The following is a 20,821-nucleotide window of genomic DNA, read 5'->3' as shown; positions in this document are numbered from 1 at the left end:
TGTGCGGGCACCGGTGCGGTGAGCAAAAGCTGGTGCCCTGCCTCGGACTATGTCAGCAACCGGGTCAGGGGCGCAACGCCCTTGCCGAAGCGTACAGGCAGACGGTGGCGGCGGTGCCCACGTTCAGGGATTCGGCCACCCCGTACAGCGGCACGGCGATCCTGTGGTGGGCGGCCTGCTTTTCGGTCTCGTCCAGCCCCTGGCCTTCGTTGCCGAACAGCCAGGCGGTGGGCACGTCCAGGGCCGGCTGCCCGGCCGCCGGTTCCCCGCCCTGCCCGGCGCGGCGCAGCACCGCCTGGTCCTGCAGGGTGTCCAGGTCGTGTTCGGCGTAGCCGTCGGCGGCCAGCAGCTGGATGCCGTGCAGGGTGGCGGTGGAGGTCAGTTCCGCGAAGTCCACGTTGCCGATCACCGGCAGGTGGAAGAGCGAGCCGACGGTGGAGCGCACCGTCTTGGGGTTGTAGATGTCCACGCTGCCCTTGGTGAACAGCACCGCGTCCGCCCCGGCCGCGTCGGCCGCGCGCAGGATGGTGCCGGCGTTGCCCGGGTCCTGCACCCGGCAGAGCACCGCGATCAGCCGCGGTGCGGAGTCAAACAGTTCCCGCAGGTCCGGTTCGTTGCGCCGGGCGACGGCGATGATGCCCTGCGGGGTGATGGTGTCGGCCATGGCCGCGAGCACCTGTTCGGTGACGGTGCGGGCCGGGATCTGGGCGTCCTGCAGCAGTTCGCTGAATTCGGAGGAGGAGCCCAGGAAGTGTTCGGTGGCGTACACCGAGACCAGCACCTGACCGGTGGCGGCGTGCGCCTTCAGCGCCTCGCGCACGGCCTGCGGGCCTTCGACCAGGTAGTGTCCGCTGGCTTTGCGTCCGGCGCGGGTGGCCAGCCGGGCGACGGCTTTGACCTTGTCGGCCCGCAGGTTGGACATCACCGGTTCTTCATAGCTGGTCATGATTCGAGAATACCGGCAAATACGGTGCCGGGCAGAACACCAGCGGGTGCAGACCATGGTTATGGTCTGCACCCGCTGGTGTGTTTCCTCACCCGCATCCGGCGCCTGGCACCGGTGACGGGTGGTGAAGGATGAGTAAGGCTTTACTTCATCTGCTGACGAGCTTCGCCACCGGCGGGCTCGTAGCCTGCGGCCTTGGCGGACTCGATCGAGTTGAACCAGTACTCGGCAGTGGTCTGCTCGTACCAGGTCGAACCCGGCACGTGGTACTTGTTCGAGCCGGAGTTGCCCTTGATGACGAAGCCTTCCGGAGCGTCCTGACCCTCGATGGCCTTGATGCCACCGGCGGCTTCGGCCTTGGAGGCCGAGGTGTGGGCGGAAGCAGCGGCAGGAGCCTTCTCAGCCTTCGGGGCGGCAGCCTTGGCGGCGGCGGCCTGCGGGGCCTTGGCGGCTACTGCCTCAGGCGCTTTTGGGGCGTTGACGTCAGCCGGCAGGGCACCCTTTGCTACCTGGACCAGCGCGGCGAAGGCGTTGGCGTCGGAGACGGCCAGCTCGGCCAGCATGCGGCGGTCAACCTCGACCTCGGCGGCCTTCAGGCCCTGGATCAGGCGGTTGTAGGTCATGCCGTTGGCGCGGGCAGCGGCGTTGATGCGCTGGATCCACAAGCGGCGGAAGTCGCCCTTGCGCTTGCGGCGGTCGTTGTAGCTGTATACGAACGAGTGGAGCAGCTGCTCCTTGGCCTTGCGGTAAAGGCGCGAACGCTGACCGCGGTAACCCTTGGCGCGTTCCATTACGACGCGACGCTTCTTATGGGCGTTGACTGCCCGCTTCACACGTGCCACGTGTGTACTCCTTCAAATCTTGTTCCCGCTGGCGAAGGTCCTTCTCCGGCGGTGAAAACTAGTGGTTGGTTGGGGTAAGGCTTCCCCGAGTAATGCTTGCGAAGGGGAAGGCCTAGAGGCCCAGCATCCGCTTGATGGTCTTCACATCGGCCTTGGCAACGAGCTGGTCAGAGGCCAGGCGACGGGTGATGCGGGAAGACTTGTGCTCCAGGTAGTGGCGGCGGTTGGCCTGCTGACGCGCCAGCTTTCCGCTGCCGGTCACCTTGAAGCGCTTCTTGGCGCCACTATGAGTCTTGAACTTCGGCATAGCTGCCGTTCTCCTTACGTGCTCCGATCGGATCCGTGCCGGACCCGTCGGGGATCATCCGAAGCGGGCCCCTCAAAGCGAGACGACCGCTGTTGTTCTTTTCTAGTGCGGCCCTTCCGCGGAGGAAGGACCGTTCGCCCTGAAGGCGGCGGGTTCCGGGGGAACCCGGAGGGCTCGGCTTACGCCTCGCCCTCGGCCTGGGCCCGTGCCTGCTCCAGCTTGGCGCGAGCCTCGTCGTCCATGGAGGAGGCCACGTTCTGCCCCGAGGTTTCCTGCGGAGCGTCGGTGGCGACGCGGCGCTTGGAACCACGACCGCCGGACTTCTGCTGCTGTTCGCGACGGGCCTCGGCCTTGTTCTTCAGCGGACCGACCACCATGACCATGTTGCGGCCATCGATGCGCGGGTTGGACTCAACGGCTCCAACTTCCGCAACGTCCTCTGCAAACTTCTCCAGCAGGCGGATGCCCATCTCCGGGCGCTGCTGCTCACGTCCACGGAACTGGATCATGGCCTTGACCTTGTCACCGGCGCCCAGGAAGCGCAGGGCGTGGCCGACCTTGGTTTCGTAGTCGTGCTTGTCGATCTTCAGGCGGAAGCGGACTTCCTTCAGGACCGTGTTGGTCTGGTTCTTGCGGGCCTCGCGTGCCTTGACGGCGGCTTCGTACTTGTACTTGCCGAAGTCCATCAACTTGCACACTGGAGGCTTGGCGTTGGGGGCCACCTCGACCAGGTCGAGATCGGATTCGTGAGCCAGGCGCAGGGCGTCCTCGATGCGGACAATTCCCACCTGTTCACCATTTGGGCCAACGAGGCGTACCTCAGGTACGCGAATGCGCTCGTTAATGCGTGGATCGCTGATGTGTAACTCCTGTTAGTCGTAAGTAGTGCTGCCCAGCAACGAAAAAGGCCTCCGCTGCTGATGCAGGCGAAGGCCACAAAGTCGACTACAGCACCAAGGGTTCTGCTGAACCCTGCTGCCTTGGAATCCCCGTGAGGGATTCCCGCCGAAGTACCCGGACGCCTGCACGGCGACAGCGGGTGGGAGATGGCCTCCACTTGCATGTCTCGATCATGATCCCTTGGTCACATAACCTGTTTCAGGCCAGAACCAAGTAACCCAATCGAGTCGGTCTGTGACAAGCTTAGCAGTATGAGTACCGAAGATTCCAATTCAATGCAGCAGGCCGTCGATCAGCAGGTCCGCGATATCGCCGAGGTTCCTGCCGTTGAAATCATCACCACCGCCGCGGTGCACCTGATGAGCGCCGCCGCCGTGAAGTGCGGCCTGGCCGAAGGCAAGGACGCCGCCGAGCTGAAGGACCTGGACGAGGCCCGCAAGCTGATCACCGCACTGGCAGGCCTAGTCACCGCCGGGGCGCCGGAGATCGGCTCGCAGCACGCCGCTCCCCTGCGCGATGGTCTGCGCAGCCTGCAGCTGGCCTTCCGGGAAGCTTCGATCATCCCGGATGCGCCGGGCAAGGGCCCGGGCGAGAAGTTCACCGGCCCGGTCAGCTAGTCCCTGAGCGGGGCACCGGCAGCCGAGGCTGCGATTAAAATTACATGATGCAACCGGGGGCGCGGCAGGATTTTCCTGCCGCGCCCCCGGTTTCTCTTCGGCCGTGCACTACCGCACCTGGACCAGCTTGCGCCGGGCCTTGCGGCGGATGCGGCGGCGGATCTGCTGGGCGATCAGTGCGGCGAGCACCACCACCATGGCGATCACCCCGACGGCGGCGAACGCGGCGGCCGGACCGGCCAGGTCCACCACGGCGCCGGTGACGGGGGATCCCAGCGCGGTACCGGCGGTCATCGCCGAACCGTACCAGCCCATCGCTTCCCCACGACGGTGCTCGGCCACCAGATCGGTGAGCCATTCCGAGGCCGCGGACAAGGTCGGGGCAACCAGCAGGCCGGGCAGCGCGGAGAGCAGCGCAAGGGACCAGGTGTCGGTGGCAAAGTACATCGGGATGGTGAGCACCGCCATGCCCAGCAGCAGCACGAGCGGGGAGATCCGGCGTTCGATCATGCCGTAGACCAGCCCGCCGATCAGGGAGGCGCCGCACCAGAAGAGGAACACGATGCCCAGGTCCCCCGGGTTGCCCTGCTGCTCCAGCTCGGCCACGATGCTCACCTCGGTGCCGGTCAGCAGTGCGCCGGCACCGCCCGAGGCGATGAACACGGCCAGCACCGAGGCGCTCATCCAGGTGAAGCTGGTCTTGACCTTGCGCCCGCGCTCGCGCAGCCGGGCCCGGGCGGACTTGCGTCCGGCGGCGATCAGCTCGCCTTCCACCTCGTGCACACCGGCGGGGGCGGCGGCCACGAAGCTGGCTTCGGCCCCCAGCCGCTCCTCGTGCACGTTGGCCTTCTTGGCCTTCGCCTTGGGATCCTCGCTGCGGGTGGGAGGGTTCAGCAGGAACAGCCCCACCCCGCCCAGCGAACCGAGGATGCCCACCGCGGTCAGCCCGAGCGTGGTGTCCAGCTGCGTGGCGATGATGCCGGCGGAGGCCGGGCCGACGATGAACACCAGCTCGGTGGCCATCGCATCCAGGGCGAAGGAGGAGCGTCGTTGCTCGCCGGTGGTCATTACGCCCAGCGCGGTGCGCACCACGGAGAAGACCGGCAGGGCGAACAGCCCGCCCAGGAACGCCAGCGGATAGATCCACACCAGCGGCACATGCGGCACCGTGCTCCACACCGCCACTTCGATGATGATCGAGGGAATCAGCGCCCGGCGCAGGCCCCACTGGTCTACCTGGTGCCCGCGCCACGGGGCACCCACGGCGATGCCCACGGTCATCAGGGCCACCACGATTCCGGCCGAGGCCCAGTCCTGGCCCAGGTTCAGAACCAGGTGCAGCAACAGCAGCATGCTCAGCGCCGAGTGTGGAAGTCGTGCGATCATTCCGATCACCAGCAGGCCGCCGATCGCCGGTTGGCGAAGGATCTGCCAGTAACGTTTCATGCTCAAGCTGTTGCCCTCCTAAAGGTTCATATTTGCTCGGTTCTTAACTTGGTGCGCTCAGCAGGCTGATTTCCAGGGAGTCCACCGCTTCGGCGAACTGCGGGTTGTTCGCCAGCGTCCCGTGGACCCGATTGGTGACCTCGCGGGCACGCTGTTCACTTGTGCCCGGGGCAAAGACAAACTGCAGCAGCAGCTCCGGCCCGGAGCCGCCGCCGGCCACCGGCTTGCCGCCCTTGTCCCGCGATCCGACGCCGTGTCCGGGCCCGACGCGCACCTGCCGCAGTTCGTCATGGCCCTCGGTCGCCTGGCCGATGAGTGCGCCCAGCTGTTCGTCAAGGTAGCTGGGGGTCCACTGCACCTGCTTGGCCAGGGTCCACACCCCGGGGCGGCGCAGCACAAAGGTGTAGTCGCTGCCCGGATCCAGCACTAGCAGGTCCGCTTCCTCGCTGACCGCGGACAGAGCCGCGCGCGGGGCGTAGACCGCTACCGGGCGGGCTTCGGGATGCCAGGCCTGCAGGCGTTCCACGGTGGTGAACACCGGAAGGGCCATCCGGCCATCTGGCGCCTTGATCTTCACCAGCGCCATGTCCGCTTCCTTGTCGGAGGCGAACCCATGCTCGGTCATCGCCTCTTCCCCCAGCTGGGCCACGATGGCGACAAACACCCGGGCGTCGGCCAGTGCCCGGTGCACCGCGGCCTCATCGCCGGTGCCGGCGCGCAGCTGGTCCAGGGCCTCGACGACCTGTGCGTTGGCTAGGCCGTCGTCCTTGTCGAAGTTGTGCAGCGGGTTGCCGTCCCCGCTCAGGTCGCGTCCTTCCCAGCTTTGGCCGGCCGAATCGGACTTGCTGCCGGCCTGCGCCAGGGCCGCGGCGATGTGGCCGGGCAGGTGGCGTTTGGGCTCGGGCAGGGAGGAGGAAGTGGAGCTCATGTACCCATGCTATAAGCTCGCGCAAGTGCGCCGGACCGCTTGTGACCTCGGTTAAACGTGATGTGGGCCGGGCGCGGTGTCTTCCACCGGGCCCAGCCCACTCAACACACGTACTTTAGCTGCTGCTCTCATCTCCTATTCCGGGTTGCTGCTCTAAAGCAACCCGCGCTTAGAACAACTTCTTACGGAACGAAAGGCCCTTCCCCAACCGAATGTTTACTGTTCCCCGAGAAGAGATCGAGACCGGGCCAGCCTTCTTAGAAACTGATGCCCCGGATTTCGAGATGTTTAAGGTCGTCGACTTGCCTAGTTTCTTGCGCTTGCGAAAGGTAAACCCCACCGTGGCACTCCTTTAGTTAATACAGCTAGTCAGAACGAATACAGCAGGCATGTACACCTGCTGATGTGCCGGGACCTTCAGTTACAGTGACTCTGCAGGACACGGGCACTAGCGTTGTGCTCGGCTTTTGTCATCCAGAGGTCGTATTTATATTTGACCTCGACCTGCCGCGTCACGTACTCGCACCAGAAGCCCCTATTCGGTGGCAACCACGAGGCGGCATCCCTGTCACCCTTAGACGCGTTGGTCGGCCCGTCGACCGCAAGCAGGTTTAGCGGATCATTGGCGAATTCATAACGAGACTGCGACGACAGCTTCTGCGCCCCCTTTTGCCAAGCATCCGAAAGCGCGACCACATGGTCGATCTGCACTGCGTTACTCGTTCCCTGTCCCCGTTGGAACTCGATTAGCGCACCGGTATACGGATCTTCAAGCGTCGCAGTCAAAACCACGCAGTTAGCTGTGCCCGTTTTGTAGGTGTGCACCGTAAGATCGCGGGCGAGCATGTCATTCCTCGCATCGCAACCGTTATGATCCGGATCGCCCCAACCGTTTCCGAACAAACTCCGGTCATATCCGGTTTTGGGTGCCCGCCCCTTGATTGCGATCTGTCCCAGCATCGCGGTTGCATCCGAAGTTTTGGAAGTCGTCTGCTGGGATTGATTGCTCGGGGCAGTTTCTTCGCTCTGCTCAACAACCTCATCTTCGGTCAAAGATTGAGCTGTTGGAGCCGGTTCCTCTGTGACGATCGTAATCGGCAACGCTTCCTTGCGGATGGTAATCTCCGCCGGAGGCTCGGACAATTTCGAAGGATTCTCGGCTGACGACACTTTTCCCGCCGGAATGCTCGATGGGGCGGCACAGCCCCCGAGCAGTCCGATGCAGAGGCCGAGCCCGAGTAGTCTTATCTCTACTCGCACCCGACTCCGTCACCGTCACGATCCAGATGTTTGCCATAGCCCGGTTCGCCCCTATAAACGGGCGCTGCGCCAGCATTACGTGCTTCAGTGCAGTTTTTGAAGTAACGGCTAGTATTAGGAGCTGGTTTCGGTGCCGCAGGTTTCGGTGTACTTGCGGGCTTTCGCACCTTTTTCTTCTCGGCTTCTTGCTTCGCCTTCTTCTGGGCTGCAGCTTTTTCAGCAGCGGCCTTTTCCTGGGCCGCCTTCGCGGCGGCAGCTTTTTCTTTCTTGGCCTTTTCTAGTGCAGCTTTTTCCTGTTCAGCCTTCTCTTCGGCGGCTTTCTTCGCCTCGGCCGCCTTCTTGGCCTCAGCCTCTGCTGCCTTCTTGACCTTAGCCTCGTCTGCCGCCTTCTTTTCAGCAAGAAGCAACTTCTCGTGCTCATTAGCGGTTACCCAGACAAGCGCTCCGTTCGCGTCCTTGTCACAGTACAGTTGCTCGTGGCCTTGTTCCATCACTAAGTCGTCGCCGTCGCAAAGGTCCCCTACATAGTCATCCAGCACTGGGGCCGGTGTCGGAGTGGAGGACTCGGTTGCAACTGCAGGTTCCGGGCTTGCAGAATCATTCTGCTGAACGGCGGGCGCTGCATTGGGTTCGGGTGCTGGCACCGGATTCTGAATACCGATAATGCCCGCGGCGACGATAACCAACCCGGCGAGAATACCGGTGCCCTTGGCAGCCATTTTGCGATTCGACCGAGCAACCCAGGGAATGCGGCCGACAAAGATCGCAATCGCGCCGAGCACCACTCCTAACAAGGCAAGGAGCAGGACCACTTCCGGCAGGAATATCAGAAGTAGCAGCAACCCTAAAAGGACCAGCGCTAGCAAAAGTTTTCGATTAGTTTTCGTCATTTTTGGGCTCGGTGGAGTCCCCGGAAAATTGGTGCTCATGATGTCCCCCCCAGACAGTGAAAGATACAACAATAGTCTTGGATGAGTTCGCGTTTAAAGCAAATTTGTTTAGCTAAAAAATTGTGACATTTTGATAACAAAAGAAGCCGGGGGTCTTCAGCAGTTCAAGGTTCCACCTCAGCCGTCGGCTCACCTAATGCCACGTCATCGTGAGAAGTAAACCAGTACGACGGGCGGCGTTGTTAGTGAGTGAGCAAAGGCTCCAGACAGCCGTGAGAAAGGCCCGGAGATTATGTTTGGATTGACGCGTTAGACCCGCGGGGGGGCTCCCGGACACGGTCCGTCAAATTGAATCTCTGATCCCGCACGCGAACCTGTCAGCGCAGCAGTGATCACCCCGACCACGGCTGGATGGAGTCGCTCGACAGTCGTCTTTCAACGGCGTATGGGTCCCGCGAACACTTTCCGTGTTCACGAGACCCATAATTCAACTAATCAGTTGCACCCGACTTAGCTAAGCCCGTCCGGCCGCGACTTCCAGGGCGTCCTGCAGGGTGAAGCGACCGGCGTACAGCGCCTTGCCCATGATGGCGCCTTCGACGCCCTCGGGAACCAGTTCGCGCAGCGCGCGCAGGTCATCCAGGGAGGAGATGCCGCCGGAGGCCACGATCGGCTTGTCGGTCTTGGCGCACATTTCCAGCAGCAGTTTCACGTTCGGGCCGCGCAGGGTGCCGTCCTTGGTGACGTCGGTGACCACGTAGCGCGGGCAGCCGGCGTCCTCCAGCCGGGCGAGCACCTCCCACAGGTCCCCGCCTTCCTTGGTCCAGCCGCGACCGGCCAGGGTGGTGCCGCGCACGTCCAGGCCGACGGCGATCTTGTCGCCAAAGCGCTCAATGGCCTTGGCGGTCCATTCGGGGTTCTCCAGGGCGGCGGTGCCCAGGTTCACTCGGGTGGCGCCGAATTCCAGGGCCCGCTCCAGTGAGGCGTCATCGCGGATGCCGCCGGAGAGCTCCACCTTGATCTGCAGTTCCTGGGCGATGCGCTGGACAATGTCGGTGTTGTGTCCGCGGTCAAAGGCGGCGTCCAGGTCCACCAGATGCAGCCATTCGGCGCCGTCGTTCTGCCAGGCCAATGCGGCTTCCAGCGGATCGCCGTAGCCGGTCTCGGAGCCGGCTTCGCCCTGGACCAGGCGTACGGCCTGCCCGTTGGCGATGTCGACGGCGGGAAGCAGTTCCAGGTGTGTTTGCTCGCTCATTGTTTCCTTTGTGTTCTGCGGTGGCGTAGGGCGCTACAGGGTCAGGACCCACCCGGCAATGACTGCCATGGCGGCCAGCGCCCAGCAGGCGATGATCCAGGAGATGTGGGCTTTCTGGCTTTTCAGGGAGATCGCTCCCCCGGCCAGGAAGGCTCCGACTCCCAACAAGACAACGGTCCACATGTTTAGAGGGTCTCCAACCAGTTGCGCAGCAGGCGGTTGCCCGCCGTGCCGGATTTCTCGGGGTGGAACTGGACCGCGGAGAGCGGTCCGTTTTCCACGGCGGCGACGAACGGGGTGCCGTGGGTGCTCCAGGTGACCTTGGGGGCGCTCATCGCCGGCTGGGTGATGTCAAACTCCCAGTGGCGCACGCCGTAGGAGTGCACGAAGTAGAACCGCTCCTGTTCGATCCCCTCGAACAATCGGCTGCCCTCGGAAACCTGGACGGTGTTCCAGCCCATGTGTGGGATCACTTCGGCTTCCAGGCGCTCCACGACGCCGGGCCATTCGCCCAGTCCCTGGCTGCGCACCCCGTGTTCCACGCCCTCATCGAAGAAGACCTGGTGGCCAACGCAGATGCCCAGCACCGGTCGGCCGCCGGCAACCCGGCGTCCGATCCAGCGCGGCGCGTCAATGGCCTTGAGCTGTTGCATCACCGAGGCGTAGGCCCCCACCCCGGGGACCACCAGGCCATCGGCTTCCAGGATCGCGGTGGAGTTGGCGGTCAACTCCACGTTGGCTCCGGCCGCCTCCAGGGCGCGTACCGCAGAGCGGACATTGCCGGACCCGTAGTCCAGGACGACTACGTTTTTACTTCCCACCTACAGCGCACCCTTCGTGGACGGGATTTGGTCCCCCATGCGGGGGTCGGTTTCCACCGCTTCGCGCAGCGCCCGTGCCAGGGCCTTGAACTGCGCTTCAACGATGTGGTGTGGGTCGCGCCCGGAGAGTACCTCGATGTGGGCGCAGATCTGGGCGTGGAAGGTCAGCGACTCGAAGACGTGGCGCGTCATCGACCCGGTGAAGTGCCCTCCGATCAGGTGGTATTCCTGGCCGGCCGGCTCCCCGCCGTGCACCAGGTAGGGCCGCCCGGAGATGTCCACGACGGCGCGGGCCAGGGCCTCGTCCAACGGCGCGTAGGCGGTGCCGAACCGGCGGATGCCGGCCTTGTTGCCCAGGGCGGTGCGCAGCACCTCGCCAATGGTGATGGCGGTGTCCTCCACGGTGTGGTGCACGTCGATGTGGGTGTCGCCGGTGGCGCGCACGGTCAGGTCGATCAGCGAGTGCTTGGACAGTGCGGTGAGCATGTGGTCGAAGAACGGCACGGAGGTGCTGATCTCGGACTTGCCGGTGCCGTCCAGGTCAAGTTCGACGAACACGGACGATTCGCTGGTCACGCGTTCCATGCGGGCTTTGCGGCCGCCCAGGGATTCGGCAGACATCTTCTTCCTTCGCTAGCTTCTGGCAGTTTGCTGGTGCGCCGGTTCGAGCAGCTCGCTGAGCCGGTCGAGGAAGGCGGTGGTTTCCGCCTCGGTGCCGGCGGTGACGCGCAGGGTGCCAGGGATCCCGTTGTTACGCACAATGATCCCTGCCTCGAGCAGGCCCTGCCAAATCGCTTCCGGATCCTGCAGCCCGCCGAAGAACACGAAGTTCGAATCGCTGACCGAGGGCTGCAGGCCCAGTTCGGTCAACCGGGTGACGATCCGGTCACGCTGGGTCTTGATCTGTTCGACCTCGGCCAGCAGCGCGTCCACGTTTTTCAGTGCCGCGATCGCGGTGGCCTGGGTGACCGCCGAGAGGTGGTAGGGCAGACGCACCAACCGGATGGCGTCACTGACTTCAGGGGCCGCGGCCAGATAGCCAAGGCGTGCCCCGGCCAGCGCAAACGCCTTGGACATGGTCCGGGTGACGATCAGGCGCTGGCGGCCGGGCAGCAGGCCCAGCGCGGACTTGGTTCCGGCCAACGCGAACTCGGCGTAGGCCTCATCGACGATCACGATCGCGTTGTTCTCGCTGGCCGCCTCGTAGACGGCTTGGATGACATCCAGCCCCAGGGCGGTACCCGTGGGGTTGTTGGGTGAGCAGAGGATCACGATGTTCGGGCGGTGTTCGCGCACCTGGCTGGCCGCCGATTCGGCGCTGAGCGTGAAGTCCGCGGCACGGGTTCCGGCGATGAAGGCGGTGTCGGTGCCGCTGGCCAGCAGCGGGTACATGGAGTACGTGGGTACGAAGCTCATGACGCTGCGTCCCGGTCCACCGAAGGCCTGGAGGATTTGCTGCAGGATTTCGTTCGAGCCGTTCGCCGCCCAGATGTTCTCGGCACGCAGTTCATGCCCCAGGTAGTCGGCGAGCAGTTCACGCAGTTCGGTGAATTCGCGGTCCGGGTAGCGGTTGAGGGTGGTGGCGGCCTTGGCCACTTCTTGTGCAATTGCCTCGACCACGGCCGGCGGCAGTGGATGGGTGTTTTCGTTGACGTTCAACTGGATGGGCACGTCGATTTGCGGCGCGCCGTAGGGAGAGAGCCCGCGGAGATTCTCACGCAAGGGCAGTTGACTTAACAGTTCACTGCGGTCTTTCACACGGTAATTCTAAGCTGGGGCGGCCGCTGGCAGTGAATCAGTGACGCTCCAGGCGGTAACAATGAACCGCGGGCTACTGCTGGTCCAGGACCGGAATCTGCAGGGTTTGTCCGGCCTGCAGCACGCCGCCATGCAGCGAGTTCATTTCGCCGATGTAGCGAATGGCATCTTCCTGGTTGTAGCCTTGCGCGTATTCGCTGGCCAAGTCCCACAGGGTGTCCCCGGGAATGACGGTCACCTCCACCGTTTCAACGCCTGCTGGCTCCTGGTCGGAGGCCATTACGGAGTTGGAGAACGTGGTCAGCAGGAAAGTTGCCGCCAGGGCCAGCAGGAAGACCGGAACCCCGATCAACACAACCCAGCCGCGTCGGGTCAGGCGGATTCGCATGCGTGTGGTGCTTTGATCTTTATCCAGTGCCGTAGTGGCCATGGCCGATCTCCTCTCAGGACGAGCGTGATGCGAGTTTCTAATGTTCGAACATCTCATTCGAAGATATGTTCGGATCTAGTACATCTTTTCTAACAGAGCTCGGCGACACTTGTCTAGATAGTTCGAACAAATCTTTGAAAGAGGCTTCGAAATCCACTAGGATTTCGAAGTAAATCGAGCATGAGGACATCACAACAGTCAGCACCGACAGTTTGACCGCTCGGCCATGACTCGCAATCGTTAGGGAAGGCAGAAATTACATGTCAGCATCACAACGCACTCCGCGTGCCAATGCTCGGTCGCTGACCATCCGCCAGAAGAAGATCCTGGAAACCATCCAGCGGGCCATCGGGAACAACGGCTACCCGCCCTCGATGCGTGAGATTGGCGACTCGGTCGGGTTGGCCAGCCTCTCCTCGGTAACCCACCAGTTGGGTCAGCTGGAGAAGCTCGGCTATATCCGGCGGGACCCGCGCCGCCCCCGCGCCATGGAAATTCTGCTTCCGCTGCAGCTGAACGACGAGTCTGAATCCGCTTCCAAGGAACCGGCCGCCCAGCCGGAGCCGGCCGATGAGACCAAGGTCATTGAGCTGAGCACCTCGGCGGACACCACGATGGTGCCACTGGTTGGACGTATTGCCGCCGGTGGTCCGATCCTAGCTGAGCAGAGCGTCGAGGATGTCTTCTCCCTGCCGCGTCAGCTCGTGGGCCACGGTGAGCTGTTCATGTTGCGGGTTTCGGGCGACTCCATGGTGGATGCCGCCATTTGCGACGGCGACTGGGTGGTGGTGCGCCGTCAGCAGACCGCCGACAACGGCGACATTGTTGCCGCCCTGCTGGATGAGGAAGCCACCGTCAAGACCTTCCGCCAGCGTGATGGCCACACCTGGCTGCTTCCGCAGAACTCGCGCTACGAACCGATCCTGGGCGACAGCGCCACCATCATGGGCCGCGTTGTTTCGGTGATGCGTTCGCTCTAGCCTTCCTGCCACCTTCGGCACAGTCCCGGTGTTTCGCGTTACCAAACGCGGCACACCGGGATTTTGTTTTGGCTCTGCTCGACGCTCCCACCCAAGCCGGGAATCAATTCATCCGGAAAACGTCCGCTAGGGGACGAGGCAGGTGAAGGCCGGCAGTGGCAGGCGCAGTTGTTCAAGGACCACCTTTTCGTGGGGCACCACGGGGATTGGCAGGTCATCGAGCCCGAACCAGCGAAGATCCACGGCCTTGTCCGGCTCCTGGATCTCGGGTGTGCCCTGCCAGGTGCGGCATTCGAAAAAGAAGTCGACGCGGCCGGGCTGATCCTTGACCGCAGCCGGGCGCTGCAGCACCGTCAGGGGGTGAAGATGTTCTTGGCAGACCAGTACACCCAGCTCCTCGCCAGCTTCTCGAATGGCTGCCGCTACTGCGTTTTCCCCATTCTCCAGATGCCCGGCGGCGGCAGCGCCCCAGTACCCGTCCAGGAAACCAGTGCCTCGCCGCTGTTGCAGCAGCACGGCGTCGGCTTGGCGAAAGATCACGTAACTCACTGCGATGAGTCCGCTGCGTGCCGGAGGCAAGTCCTGCGGTGGAAGGCTCATGAGGTCCTTCGTTTCAGGTCGGTGCTCTGCGTGACGACCGCTGCGGCCGAGAGGATGCTCCAGCGCTGCACGGCTTCCGAGAGCTGAGCCGTCTGCTTGTCCAGGACGGTGGCGGCGGTATCGGAAACGAGCCGCGCGGCGGTTTGCCGCGCCTGCTGCGGCAGTCGGTGATCCGTAGCGGCCAGCGCCAGGTAGCGGCAGAGGATTCCGGTGAATAGGCTCCCATCCCCGCCCTGTTCCAGGCGCAGCCCCTGCTGTGGAACGGTGAGCCCACGGTCCACCGCGTCGATGAGGTCGGCGGCCTGGCGCAGGTACCGTTCGTCCCCGAGCTCCAGCCAGGCCCCAAGGATTGGGCCCTGGTTGTAGGTGTAGATCTGTCCTTCGAGCCGATGCCCGGCGTTAACCAGATAGATCCCATCCAGGTAGAGGCCCAGGGTGGGGTCGAAGAGCTTCTCTCGCATCCAGTCGACCAGCGCGCCAGCGGTTTTCCGGTCCCCGATGCGGGCGAAGTGTAGGGCCGCGGGGCCGTTGACCGGCACGTTCTTGAACGCGCGTTTGCGTGACCAGTACAGGCCGCCGCCAAGCACCGAATCCTGACCGCTGCGCAGTTGGCGGGTCAGCGAGTCCACCGCCGACTGGGCAAGTTTTGCCGGTTGCTGGTGCAGTTCCAGGCACAGCGCGTTCAGCCGGTGGCTGGAGAGCGCCAGCCAGGCCATGTCATCAAAGAAATAGTTCGGGAACACCCCGAAGTTGCGGATCTTGATCCCGCGCAGCAGCCGCAGCCCGCGGCGCACCTCGGCCTTGGCTGCCTCGGGTGCGCCGGCCCGCGCATAGTGACACCCCATGTCCACGATCGCGTCCAGGTAGTGGGCCTGCCACCAGTAGTGCCATTCAGACCATGGGGCGTCCCCTCGGATCCGGCGCCCACGGGCTGCCGGCGCCTTAGGGGTGGGAACCGGTGCCCGCAACGCTCCGATCCAGGTGCCGGGCAGCCCCATGAGCCGGTGCCCGAAACGGTCGTTGACATCACGGGCAGCGTTGTCGGCCAGCGCGGTCCAGCTGTGGGTCATGCACTGCTCCTCTACCTGACAGGGGTCGGCGGGCAACCACCGGGTGCGGCGGTGTTCTGTGACGAGTCTACGTTTCCCGCCCAGCGCGCGCATTGGCCGCCGTACTTGGCTTGGCGCCGGCCGCGGGAGCATGCTGGAGACATGATGCATGCGGCGGTTATCGATGTTCCCGGTCCGGCTGAAGCCATTGCGGTGCGTGAGGTTCCGATTCCCACACCCAAACCGGACGAGGTGTTGGTGCGCGCCGAGTTCTCCTGCGTGAACCATGTGGACACCTTTGTGCGTTCCGGCGCGTACGCCACCGAGCTTCCCTCCCCGTTCATCCTCGGTCGGGATGTGGCCGGCACGGTCGAGGCCGTGGGCGAGTCGGTCACCGGGTTCAGCGTCGGGGACCGGGTCTGGTCAAACTCGTTGGGGTATGACAGGCGGCAGGGGTCCTTTGCCGAATTCTGCGTGGTGCCGGCCGCACGGCTTTTCACGCTCCCGCAGAACGTGGCGGATTTGCGCGGCGTGGTGGCGCTGTCCCATGCCATGACCACCGCGTGGCTGGGGCTGGGGCGCAGCGCACCGCTGGCCGCCGGGCAGTCGGTGTTCATTGGTGGGGCGGCCGGTGCCGTGGGCAGTGCAGCCGTGCAGTTTGCCTGCGCCCGGGGCGCCCGGGTGATTGCCAGCGCCGCCCCGGCGGATCATTCCTGGGTCAGGGATTTGGGGGCTGACACCGTGCTGGACTATGCCCGGCCCGACCTCATCGAAGCGGTGGCCTCCCATGTGCCCGAAGGTGCCGCGATCTGGTGGGACACGTCGGGTCACCAGCAGCTGGCCCAGCTTATCCCGGCGCTGGCCAACCGGGGCACCGTGTTGATTTCCGCGGGCCTGCAGGCCGAGGCCAGCATTCCGGTCGGTGCGCTCTACACCCGGGATGTGAGCGTGAAGGGTTTCGCCGTCTCGAACGCGAGAGCCGAGGAACTTTCTGCGGCGGCCGCCGCGCTGAATGAGTTGCTGGCCACGAGGGAGCTGAAGTACCGGGTGGATCGCGAATTGCCCTTGGAGCAGGCTGGCGAAGCCCACCGGCTGGTGGAGGCCGGTGGGCTTCATGGAAAGGTTCTGGTGCGCCTGCGCGGCTGACCCGGGCGGGGGCGGCCGGCCCCGGCTACTTGTTCGGGTTCAGCCGTTTGAGCACCCCGAGGATGACCTTCTTGTCCGGAGTGGGCCACATCGGCGGCAGCGAGCTCTTCAGGTAGCCGCCGTAGCGTGCAGTGGCCATCCGGGAATCCAGCACCGCCACCACGCCCTTGTCGTTGATCGACCGGATCAGGCGTCCGGCCCCCTGGGCCAGGCGCACCGCAGCGTGGGCGGCGGAGACCTGCATGAATCCGTTGCCGCCGTGGCGGGCGATGTCCTGGGTGCGGGCCTTGGAGATCGGGTCATCGGGGCGCGGGAACGGGATCTTGTCGATGATCACCAGCCGGCAGGCGTCCCCCGGCACGTCCACCCCCTGCCACAGGGTCATGGTGCCGAACAGGCACGCATCCCGGTCGGCGCTGAAGTCGGCGACCAGGGATTTCATGCTCGCCTCCCCCTGGCACAGGATCGGCACGTCCAGCTTCGGGCGCAGGATCGCCGCCGCCTCCTCGGCCGAGCGCTTCGAGGTGAACAGCACCAGCGCCCCTCCCCCGGAGGCCTCGATCAGATCCTCGATCTCATCCAGGGTTTCGGCGCTGAGCTGCCGCCCGGGCTTGGGCAGGTGCTTGGCCACGTACAGGATCCCCTGCTTGGGGTAGTTGAACGGACTGCCCACGTCCACGCCCTGCCAGGAGGGGGCGCCCTCCCCCATCAGGCCCAGCGCCCCGGCGACGGAGTCGAACTGGGCGCCGATGGCCAGGGTGGCGCTGGTGAGCACGACCGTGCGCCCGTCAAACAGGCCCTCGCGCAATTTGCCGGCCACCGACAGCGGCGCCACGTTCAGGGTGGCGGGGGTGGATTCATCGGCCTCCACATAGCCACGGCCCTCAACGAACTCACGCGGCCGTGACGTCCAAATCACCTCGCGGCGTTCCTCGTGCTCCAGCATCCGCAGCGAGTCATCGAGCACCGCCTGCATCTGCGAGCGGGCCGTCTGCCGGCCACCGTCCACCGGATCCCCGGCTTCGGGCTTGGTCAGGGACAGGATGACCCGGGCCTGTTCGGCGATGTCGTTCAGTGCAATCCCGCTGGCCTCGTCCAGGCCGCGTTCCAGCAGGCCAGTGGCCTGCCCGGACAGCGCCTTGTCCAGCCGGTTGGCGGCGTTGACCATTTCATCGACGTTGACCGCGCAGTGGCGCTTCATCGACCCGGCGGCGGTGAGCACGGTGCGCGGAGACAACGCGCTGGCCACCGAGGAAGTGACCCGGTCCTGCAGTTCGTGGGCCTCATCGATGATCGCCACATCGAAGTCCGGCAGCACCGAGAGCCCCTCGAACGCGGACACCGCCAGCAATGCGTGGTTGGTGATCACCACGTCGGCCTCGGCGGCCCGGGCCCGGGCCATCTCGGAGAAGCATTCATCGGCCATCGGGCACTTTTGGGAGCCCAGGCATTCCATGGCGGAAACCGAGACCTGGCGCCAGGCCTTGTCCGAGACCCCGGGCACCAGTTCGTCCCGGTCCCCGGTCTCGGTTTCCTCGGCCCACTCGCGCAGCTTCATGACCTCGGTTGCCAGCGGGGAGAAGACCTGGCCGGCGGCCGGGGCCTCGTCCATGGCGAACAGCGTGCCCTCGTCATCCGGGTACCCGCCGCCGAGCTTGTACTGGCACAGGTAGTTGGCCCGGCCCTTGAGCAGGGAGACGTCCATGGGACGCGAAAGCTTGCCCTTCAGGGCGTTAAGCAGGCGTGGGACATCGCGGCCCACAATCTGGGACTGCAGCGCCAGGGTGGCGGTGGAGACGATCACCGGCTTGGCCGAGGTCTGGGCGTAGGCCAGGGCCGGAATCAGGTACCCCATCGACTTGCCCGTACCGGTGCCGGCCTGCACCAGCAGGTGCTCGTCCTCCTCCAGGGCGCGCACCACCTGGCGCACCATTTCCTGCTGCCCGGTGCGGCTTTGGCCGCCCATGGAGGACACGGCGGTCTCCAACAGGTCCAACGCCTGCTTCTGCTTATCCATGAATGTTGTACTGCTCCAACTCCGCAGCCAGCGACTTGCGGACCTTGACGATCATGCGGGTGCCCGATTCCTGGTGCTCGCTGTCCAGGATCTCGGCTTCGGCCTGGTGCAGCTTGGCCACCAGGTCCCCGCGCTCATACGGGATGAGCACTTCAAGCTGGATGTCCGGCCGCGGGATCGAGGAGCTGATCTTGGCAAGCAGCTCGTCGATGCCCTGCCCGGTGTAGGCCGAGACCACCACCGAGTTTGATTCGCGGTTGCGCACCCGTTCGATGACGTACGGGTCGGCCACGTCGGCCTTGTTCAGCACGATGATCTCCGGGATGTGCATGGCCTCCACCTCGGTGAGCACCTTGCGCACCGCGGCGATCTGGCCTTCGGGATCCGGGTGGGAGGCATCCACCACGTGCAGGATCAGATCCGAGTCGGCGATCTCCTCCAGCGTGGAGCGGAACGCCTCCACCAGCTGGGTGGGCAGGTTGGAGACAAAACCAACCGTGTCCGCCAGTGTGTAGGTCAACCCGTCCTCGGTGGCCGCCTGGCGCACGGTGGGATCCAGGGTGGCGAACAATGCGTTCTCCACCAGCACCCCGGCGTTGGTCAGCCGGTTGAGCAGCGAGGACTTGCCGGCGTTGGTGTACCCGGCGATCGCCACGGAGGGGACCTCGTTGCGCCTGCGGTTGGCGCGCTTGGCCTCGCGGGCCGGCTTCATGCCCTTGATCTCGCGGCGCAGCTTGGCCATCCGGTCGCGAATGCGCCGGCGGTCCATTTCGATCTTGGTTTCACCAGGACCGCGCGAACCGATGCCGCCGCCGGCGGCGCCAACCCGGCCACCGGCCTGGCGGGACATCGACTCGCCCCAACCGCGCAGGCGCGGCAGCAGGTACTCCAGCTGTGCCAGTTCCACCTGGGCCTTGCCCTCGCGGGACTTGGCGTGTTGGGCGAAGATGTCCAGGATCAGTGCGGTGCGGTCAATGACCTTGACCTTAACGATGTCCTCCAGCGCACGGCGCTGGGAGGGCGCGATCTCCGCGTCCACGATCACGGTATCCGCCCCGGTGTCGGCGACGATGCCGCGCAGCTCCTCGGCCTTGCCCGATCCCAGGTAGGTATTCGGGTCGACCTTCAGGCGACGCTGCACGACCCCGTCCAGGACTTCCGAACCGGCGGTTTCGGCCAGCGCGGCCAGTTCGCGCAGCGAGTTCTCGGCCTCCTGGGCGGTCCCTTCGGACCAGACCCCGGCCAGCACCACGCGTTCCAGGCGCAGCTGGCGATTTTCAACTTCGGTGACGTCTTCGAGTTCGGTGGACAACCCGGCTACGCGGCGCAGCGCGCGACGATCGGCCAGATCTTCCTGGAAGCCGTCGTATTCGGTGTGCTCCTGGACGAAACTGTCCAGGGCGGTGGCGCGGTTGGCGAAGATGTCCTCTTCGTCCTCGGCGGCGAACCGGTGCGTGGTCGGCGTCTGCTGCTTGTCGGCAGCCAGGATCCGGTCGATGGCGGCCTGGATCTGCTCGTCATCCATCGGCGAGTTGTTCTCGTTGGACTCGGTATTGGTCATGTTCCCCTTTGAAGTGCTGTACATTCCAGAATAGTGCTCGCTGCCCCCGGTTGGCGATTGGCCACGGGGACGTTCGATGTGATTCGACATGGTTGTCTTCCTTGCGCTGTTCGCTGCTGATTAATGATTCGAATCGGCAACACGCTGGAACAAGGGAAATTAAGATCCCTGGCAAACACTTCACCTTGAGAGCTGGGCAAGGAAGGGAAGCAGTCCAAAGAGAAAAACCCTGATGTCGTCCATGGAATCTCAACGCTGGGGGCATCAGAAATATGCCCGGGCTGTTAGCGGGATTCGCGGGTTACCGTGCTGACGGTGTTAGACGAAAATCAGGATCATGCCAGAAATTCTACCAGTTGCCCGGTCCTGGCGATATTGCGTAGCGCACATCGTTTGTTGGCCGTGAACACTCCGGGATAATCTTCGGTGTATGAGCTCGGATCACTACTTCAGCGCCACACCCGCGTCCGCCGATGAACGGCGCACCATCACGGTCGAGCTCAACGGCCAGAAGTACCAGGTGCAAACCGCTTCGGGGACCTTCTCCCCCACCGGGCTGGACAAGGGCACCGCGGTGCTCTTGGAGCACGTGCCGGCCCCACGCGGCACCGTCCTGGACATCGGCTGTGGCTGGGGTCCGGTCGCCATGACCGCGGCACTGCAGAACCCGGATTCGAAGGTTTACGGGGTTGAGGTCAATGAGCGCTCCATCGACTTGGCCCGGCTCAACGCCCAGGCGCTTGGACTGGAGAACCTGACCATCAGCGACCCCGACGGGCTCGAGGATGACCTGCAATTCGACACCATCTGGTCCAACCCGCCGATCCGCATCGGCAAGGACGCGCTGCACGAGCTGCTGCTGAAGTGGCTGCCCCGGCTGGCTCCGGGCGGTGAAGCGTGGATGGTGGTCCAAAAGAACCTGGGCAGCGATTCACTGCAGAAGTGGCTGGTGGGGCAGCTGCCAACGGACTGGAGCATCACCCGCGAGACCAGCTCCAAGGGCTTCCGCATCCTGAAGGTCACCCGGCCGAACTAATCCGTGCCCGGGCCAAGCGCCGTTCGAAGGTG

The 20,821-nt window shown here is 64.5% G+C and carries 23 protein-coding genes; 4 read left to right on the top strand and 19 right to left on the bottom strand.

The window, feature by feature from the left end:
* Window positions 1-64: 64 nt before the first annotated feature.
* The 4 genes from GcLGCM259_RS04710 to infC all read right to left on the bottom strand — a co-directional run bounded on the left by GcLGCM259_RS04710 (window position 65) and on the right by infC (window position 2,955).
* Window positions 65-946, bottom strand: coding sequence for a TrmH family RNA methyltransferase (locus GcLGCM259_RS04710; protein ID WP_138174337.1), 882 nt, complete (start codon window positions 944-946; stop codon window positions 65-67).
* Window positions 947-1,089: 143 nt separating this feature from the next.
* Window positions 1,090-1,788, bottom strand: a complete 699-nt coding sequence (gene rplT, locus GcLGCM259_RS04705) for a 50S ribosomal protein L20, sunset domain variant (protein WP_138174335.1) — start codon at window positions 1,786-1,788, stop codon at window positions 1,090-1,092.
* Between the two features lie 112 nt (window positions 1,789-1,900).
* Entirely contained in the window at window positions 1,901-2,095 is a 195-nt protein-coding gene (rpmI, locus tag GcLGCM259_RS04700; protein WP_138174333.1) for a 50S ribosomal protein L35, read from the bottom strand.
* A 179-nt stretch (window positions 2,096-2,274) separates the two neighbouring features.
* Window positions 2,275-2,955, bottom strand: coding sequence for a translation initiation factor IF-3 (gene infC / locus GcLGCM259_RS04695; protein ID WP_138174331.1), 681 nt, complete (start codon window positions 2,953-2,955; stop codon window positions 2,275-2,277).
* A gap of 291 nt (window positions 2,956-3,246) precedes the next feature.
* Here infC and GcLGCM259_RS04690 point away from each other — a divergent pair, with 291 nt between their 5' ends.
* Window positions 3,247-3,612, top strand: a complete 366-nt coding sequence (locus tag GcLGCM259_RS04690; protein ID WP_138174329.1) for a DUF1844 domain-containing protein — start codon at window positions 3,247-3,249, stop codon at window positions 3,610-3,612.
* Between the two features lie 108 nt (window positions 3,613-3,720).
* On the opposite strand, the gene GcLGCM259_RS04685 is transcribed toward GcLGCM259_RS04690, so the two are convergent.
* The 11 genes from GcLGCM259_RS04685 to GcLGCM259_RS04640 form a co-directional block, all read right to left on the bottom strand.
* On the bottom strand, window positions 3,721-5,064 hold the full coding sequence (locus tag GcLGCM259_RS04685; protein ID WP_425459792.1) for an MFS transporter: 1,344 nt from the start codon (window positions 5,062-5,064) through the stop codon (window positions 3,721-3,723).
* A 37-nt stretch (window positions 5,065-5,101) separates the two neighbouring features.
* The gene (locus GcLGCM259_RS04680) at window positions 5,102-5,986 is read right to left on the bottom strand and encodes an SseB family protein (protein ID WP_138174327.1); all 885 of its coding nucleotides are present in this window, start codon (window positions 5,984-5,986) and stop codon (window positions 5,102-5,104) included.
* 169 nt (window positions 5,987-6,155) lie between these two features.
* Window positions 6,156-6,326 (bottom strand): DUF4236 domain-containing protein, encoded by a 171-nt coding sequence (locus tag GcLGCM259_RS04675; RefSeq protein WP_138174325.1) that lies wholly within the window; start codon window positions 6,324-6,326, stop codon window positions 6,156-6,158.
* A gap of 77 nt (window positions 6,327-6,403) precedes the next feature.
* Window positions 6,404-7,129, bottom strand: coding sequence for an HNH endonuclease family protein (locus tag GcLGCM259_RS04670; protein ID WP_246049778.1), 726 nt, complete (start codon window positions 7,127-7,129; stop codon window positions 6,404-6,406).
* A gap of 107 nt (window positions 7,130-7,236) precedes the next feature.
* Window positions 7,237-8,175, bottom strand: a complete 939-nt coding sequence (locus GcLGCM259_RS15555; protein WP_246049777.1) for an excalibur calcium-binding domain-containing protein — start codon at window positions 8,173-8,175, stop codon at window positions 7,237-7,239.
* A gap of 475 nt (window positions 8,176-8,650) precedes the next feature.
* The gene (priA, locus tag GcLGCM259_RS04660; RefSeq protein WP_138174323.1) at window positions 8,651-9,391 is read right to left on the bottom strand and encodes a bifunctional 1-(5-phosphoribosyl)-5-((5-phosphoribosylamino)methylideneamino)imidazole-4-carboxamide isomerase/phosphoribosylanthranilate isomerase PriA; all 741 of its coding nucleotides are present in this window, start codon (window positions 9,389-9,391) and stop codon (window positions 8,651-8,653) included.
* Between the two features lie 33 nt (window positions 9,392-9,424).
* Complete coding sequence (locus GcLGCM259_RS15235) at window positions 9,425-9,574, bottom strand: CG2302 family histidine operon protein (RefSeq protein ID WP_171021122.1); 150 nt, start codon at window positions 9,572-9,574, stop codon at window positions 9,425-9,427.
* A 2-nt stretch (window positions 9,575-9,576) separates the two neighbouring features.
* On the bottom strand, window positions 9,577-10,212 hold the full coding sequence (hisH, locus tag GcLGCM259_RS04655) for an imidazole glycerol phosphate synthase subunit HisH (protein ID WP_138174321.1): 636 nt from the start codon (window positions 10,210-10,212) through the stop codon (window positions 9,577-9,579).
* Complete coding sequence (gene hisB / locus GcLGCM259_RS04650; RefSeq protein ID WP_138174319.1) at window positions 10,213-10,833, bottom strand: imidazoleglycerol-phosphate dehydratase HisB; 621 nt, start codon at window positions 10,831-10,833, stop codon at window positions 10,213-10,215.
* A gap of 12 nt (window positions 10,834-10,845) precedes the next feature.
* Window positions 10,846-11,970 (bottom strand): histidinol-phosphate transaminase, encoded by a 1,125-nt coding sequence (locus GcLGCM259_RS04645; protein WP_138174317.1) that lies wholly within the window; start codon window positions 11,968-11,970, stop codon window positions 10,846-10,848.
* A 73-nt stretch (window positions 11,971-12,043) separates the two neighbouring features.
* Complete coding sequence (locus GcLGCM259_RS04640) at window positions 12,044-12,400, bottom strand: LysM peptidoglycan-binding domain-containing protein (protein ID WP_175419327.1); 357 nt, start codon at window positions 12,398-12,400, stop codon at window positions 12,044-12,046.
* 260 nt (window positions 12,401-12,660) lie between these two features.
* On the opposite strand from GcLGCM259_RS04640, the gene lexA reads away from it, so the two are divergent.
* On the top strand, window positions 12,661-13,380 hold the full coding sequence (lexA, locus tag GcLGCM259_RS04635) for a transcriptional repressor LexA (RefSeq protein ID WP_138174313.1): 720 nt from the start codon (window positions 12,661-12,663) through the stop codon (window positions 13,378-13,380).
* A 126-nt stretch (window positions 13,381-13,506) separates the two neighbouring features.
* Here lexA and GcLGCM259_RS04630 read toward each other — a convergent pair whose 3' ends face one another.
* Complete coding sequence (locus GcLGCM259_RS04630; protein WP_138925919.1) at window positions 13,507-13,980, bottom strand: NUDIX domain-containing protein; 474 nt, start codon at window positions 13,978-13,980, stop codon at window positions 13,507-13,509.
* A complete protein-coding gene (locus GcLGCM259_RS04625; protein WP_138925918.1) occupies window positions 13,977-15,050 on the bottom strand; it encodes a glycoside hydrolase family 76 protein in 1,074 nt (357 codons plus the stop codon). Before GcLGCM259_RS04625 ends, GcLGCM259_RS04630 begins: the two co-directional genes overlap by 4 nt.
* Before the next feature lie 141 nt (window positions 15,051-15,191).
* Between GcLGCM259_RS04625 and GcLGCM259_RS04620 the strand changes: the two genes are divergently transcribed.
* Window positions 15,192-16,175 carry an NADPH:quinone reductase gene (locus GcLGCM259_RS04620; protein WP_138925917.1) on the top strand — a complete coding sequence of 328 codons (984 nt, stop codon included), beginning with the start codon at window positions 15,192-15,194 and terminating at the stop codon, window positions 16,173-16,175.
* A gap of 25 nt (window positions 16,176-16,200) precedes the next feature.
* Here the strand turns inward: GcLGCM259_RS04620 and GcLGCM259_RS04615 are convergent, their stop codons facing one another.
* The gene (locus GcLGCM259_RS04615; protein ID WP_138174305.1) at window positions 16,201-18,192 is read right to left on the bottom strand and encodes an ATP-dependent DNA helicase; all 1,992 of its coding nucleotides are present in this window, start codon (window positions 18,190-18,192) and stop codon (window positions 16,201-16,203) included.
* Window positions 18,185-19,753, bottom strand: a complete 1,569-nt coding sequence (gene hflX / locus GcLGCM259_RS04610; protein WP_138174303.1) for a GTPase HflX — start codon at window positions 19,751-19,753, stop codon at window positions 18,185-18,187. Before hflX ends, GcLGCM259_RS04615 begins: the two co-directional genes overlap by 8 nt.
* Window positions 19,754-20,183: 430 nt before the next feature.
* On the opposite strand from hflX, the gene GcLGCM259_RS04605 reads away from it, so the two are divergent.
* A complete protein-coding gene (locus GcLGCM259_RS04605) occupies window positions 20,184-20,789 on the top strand; it encodes a class I SAM-dependent methyltransferase (protein WP_138174301.1) in 606 nt (201 codons plus the stop codon).
* Window positions 20,790-20,821 lie beyond the last annotated feature (32 nt).

This window comes from Glutamicibacter creatinolyticus (assembly GCF_006094275.1).
Taxonomy (GTDB): domain Bacteria; phylum Actinomycetota; class Actinomycetes; order Actinomycetales; family Micrococcaceae; genus Glutamicibacter; species Glutamicibacter creatinolyticus.
This window is presented reverse-complemented; position numbering and strand designations above follow the sequence as displayed.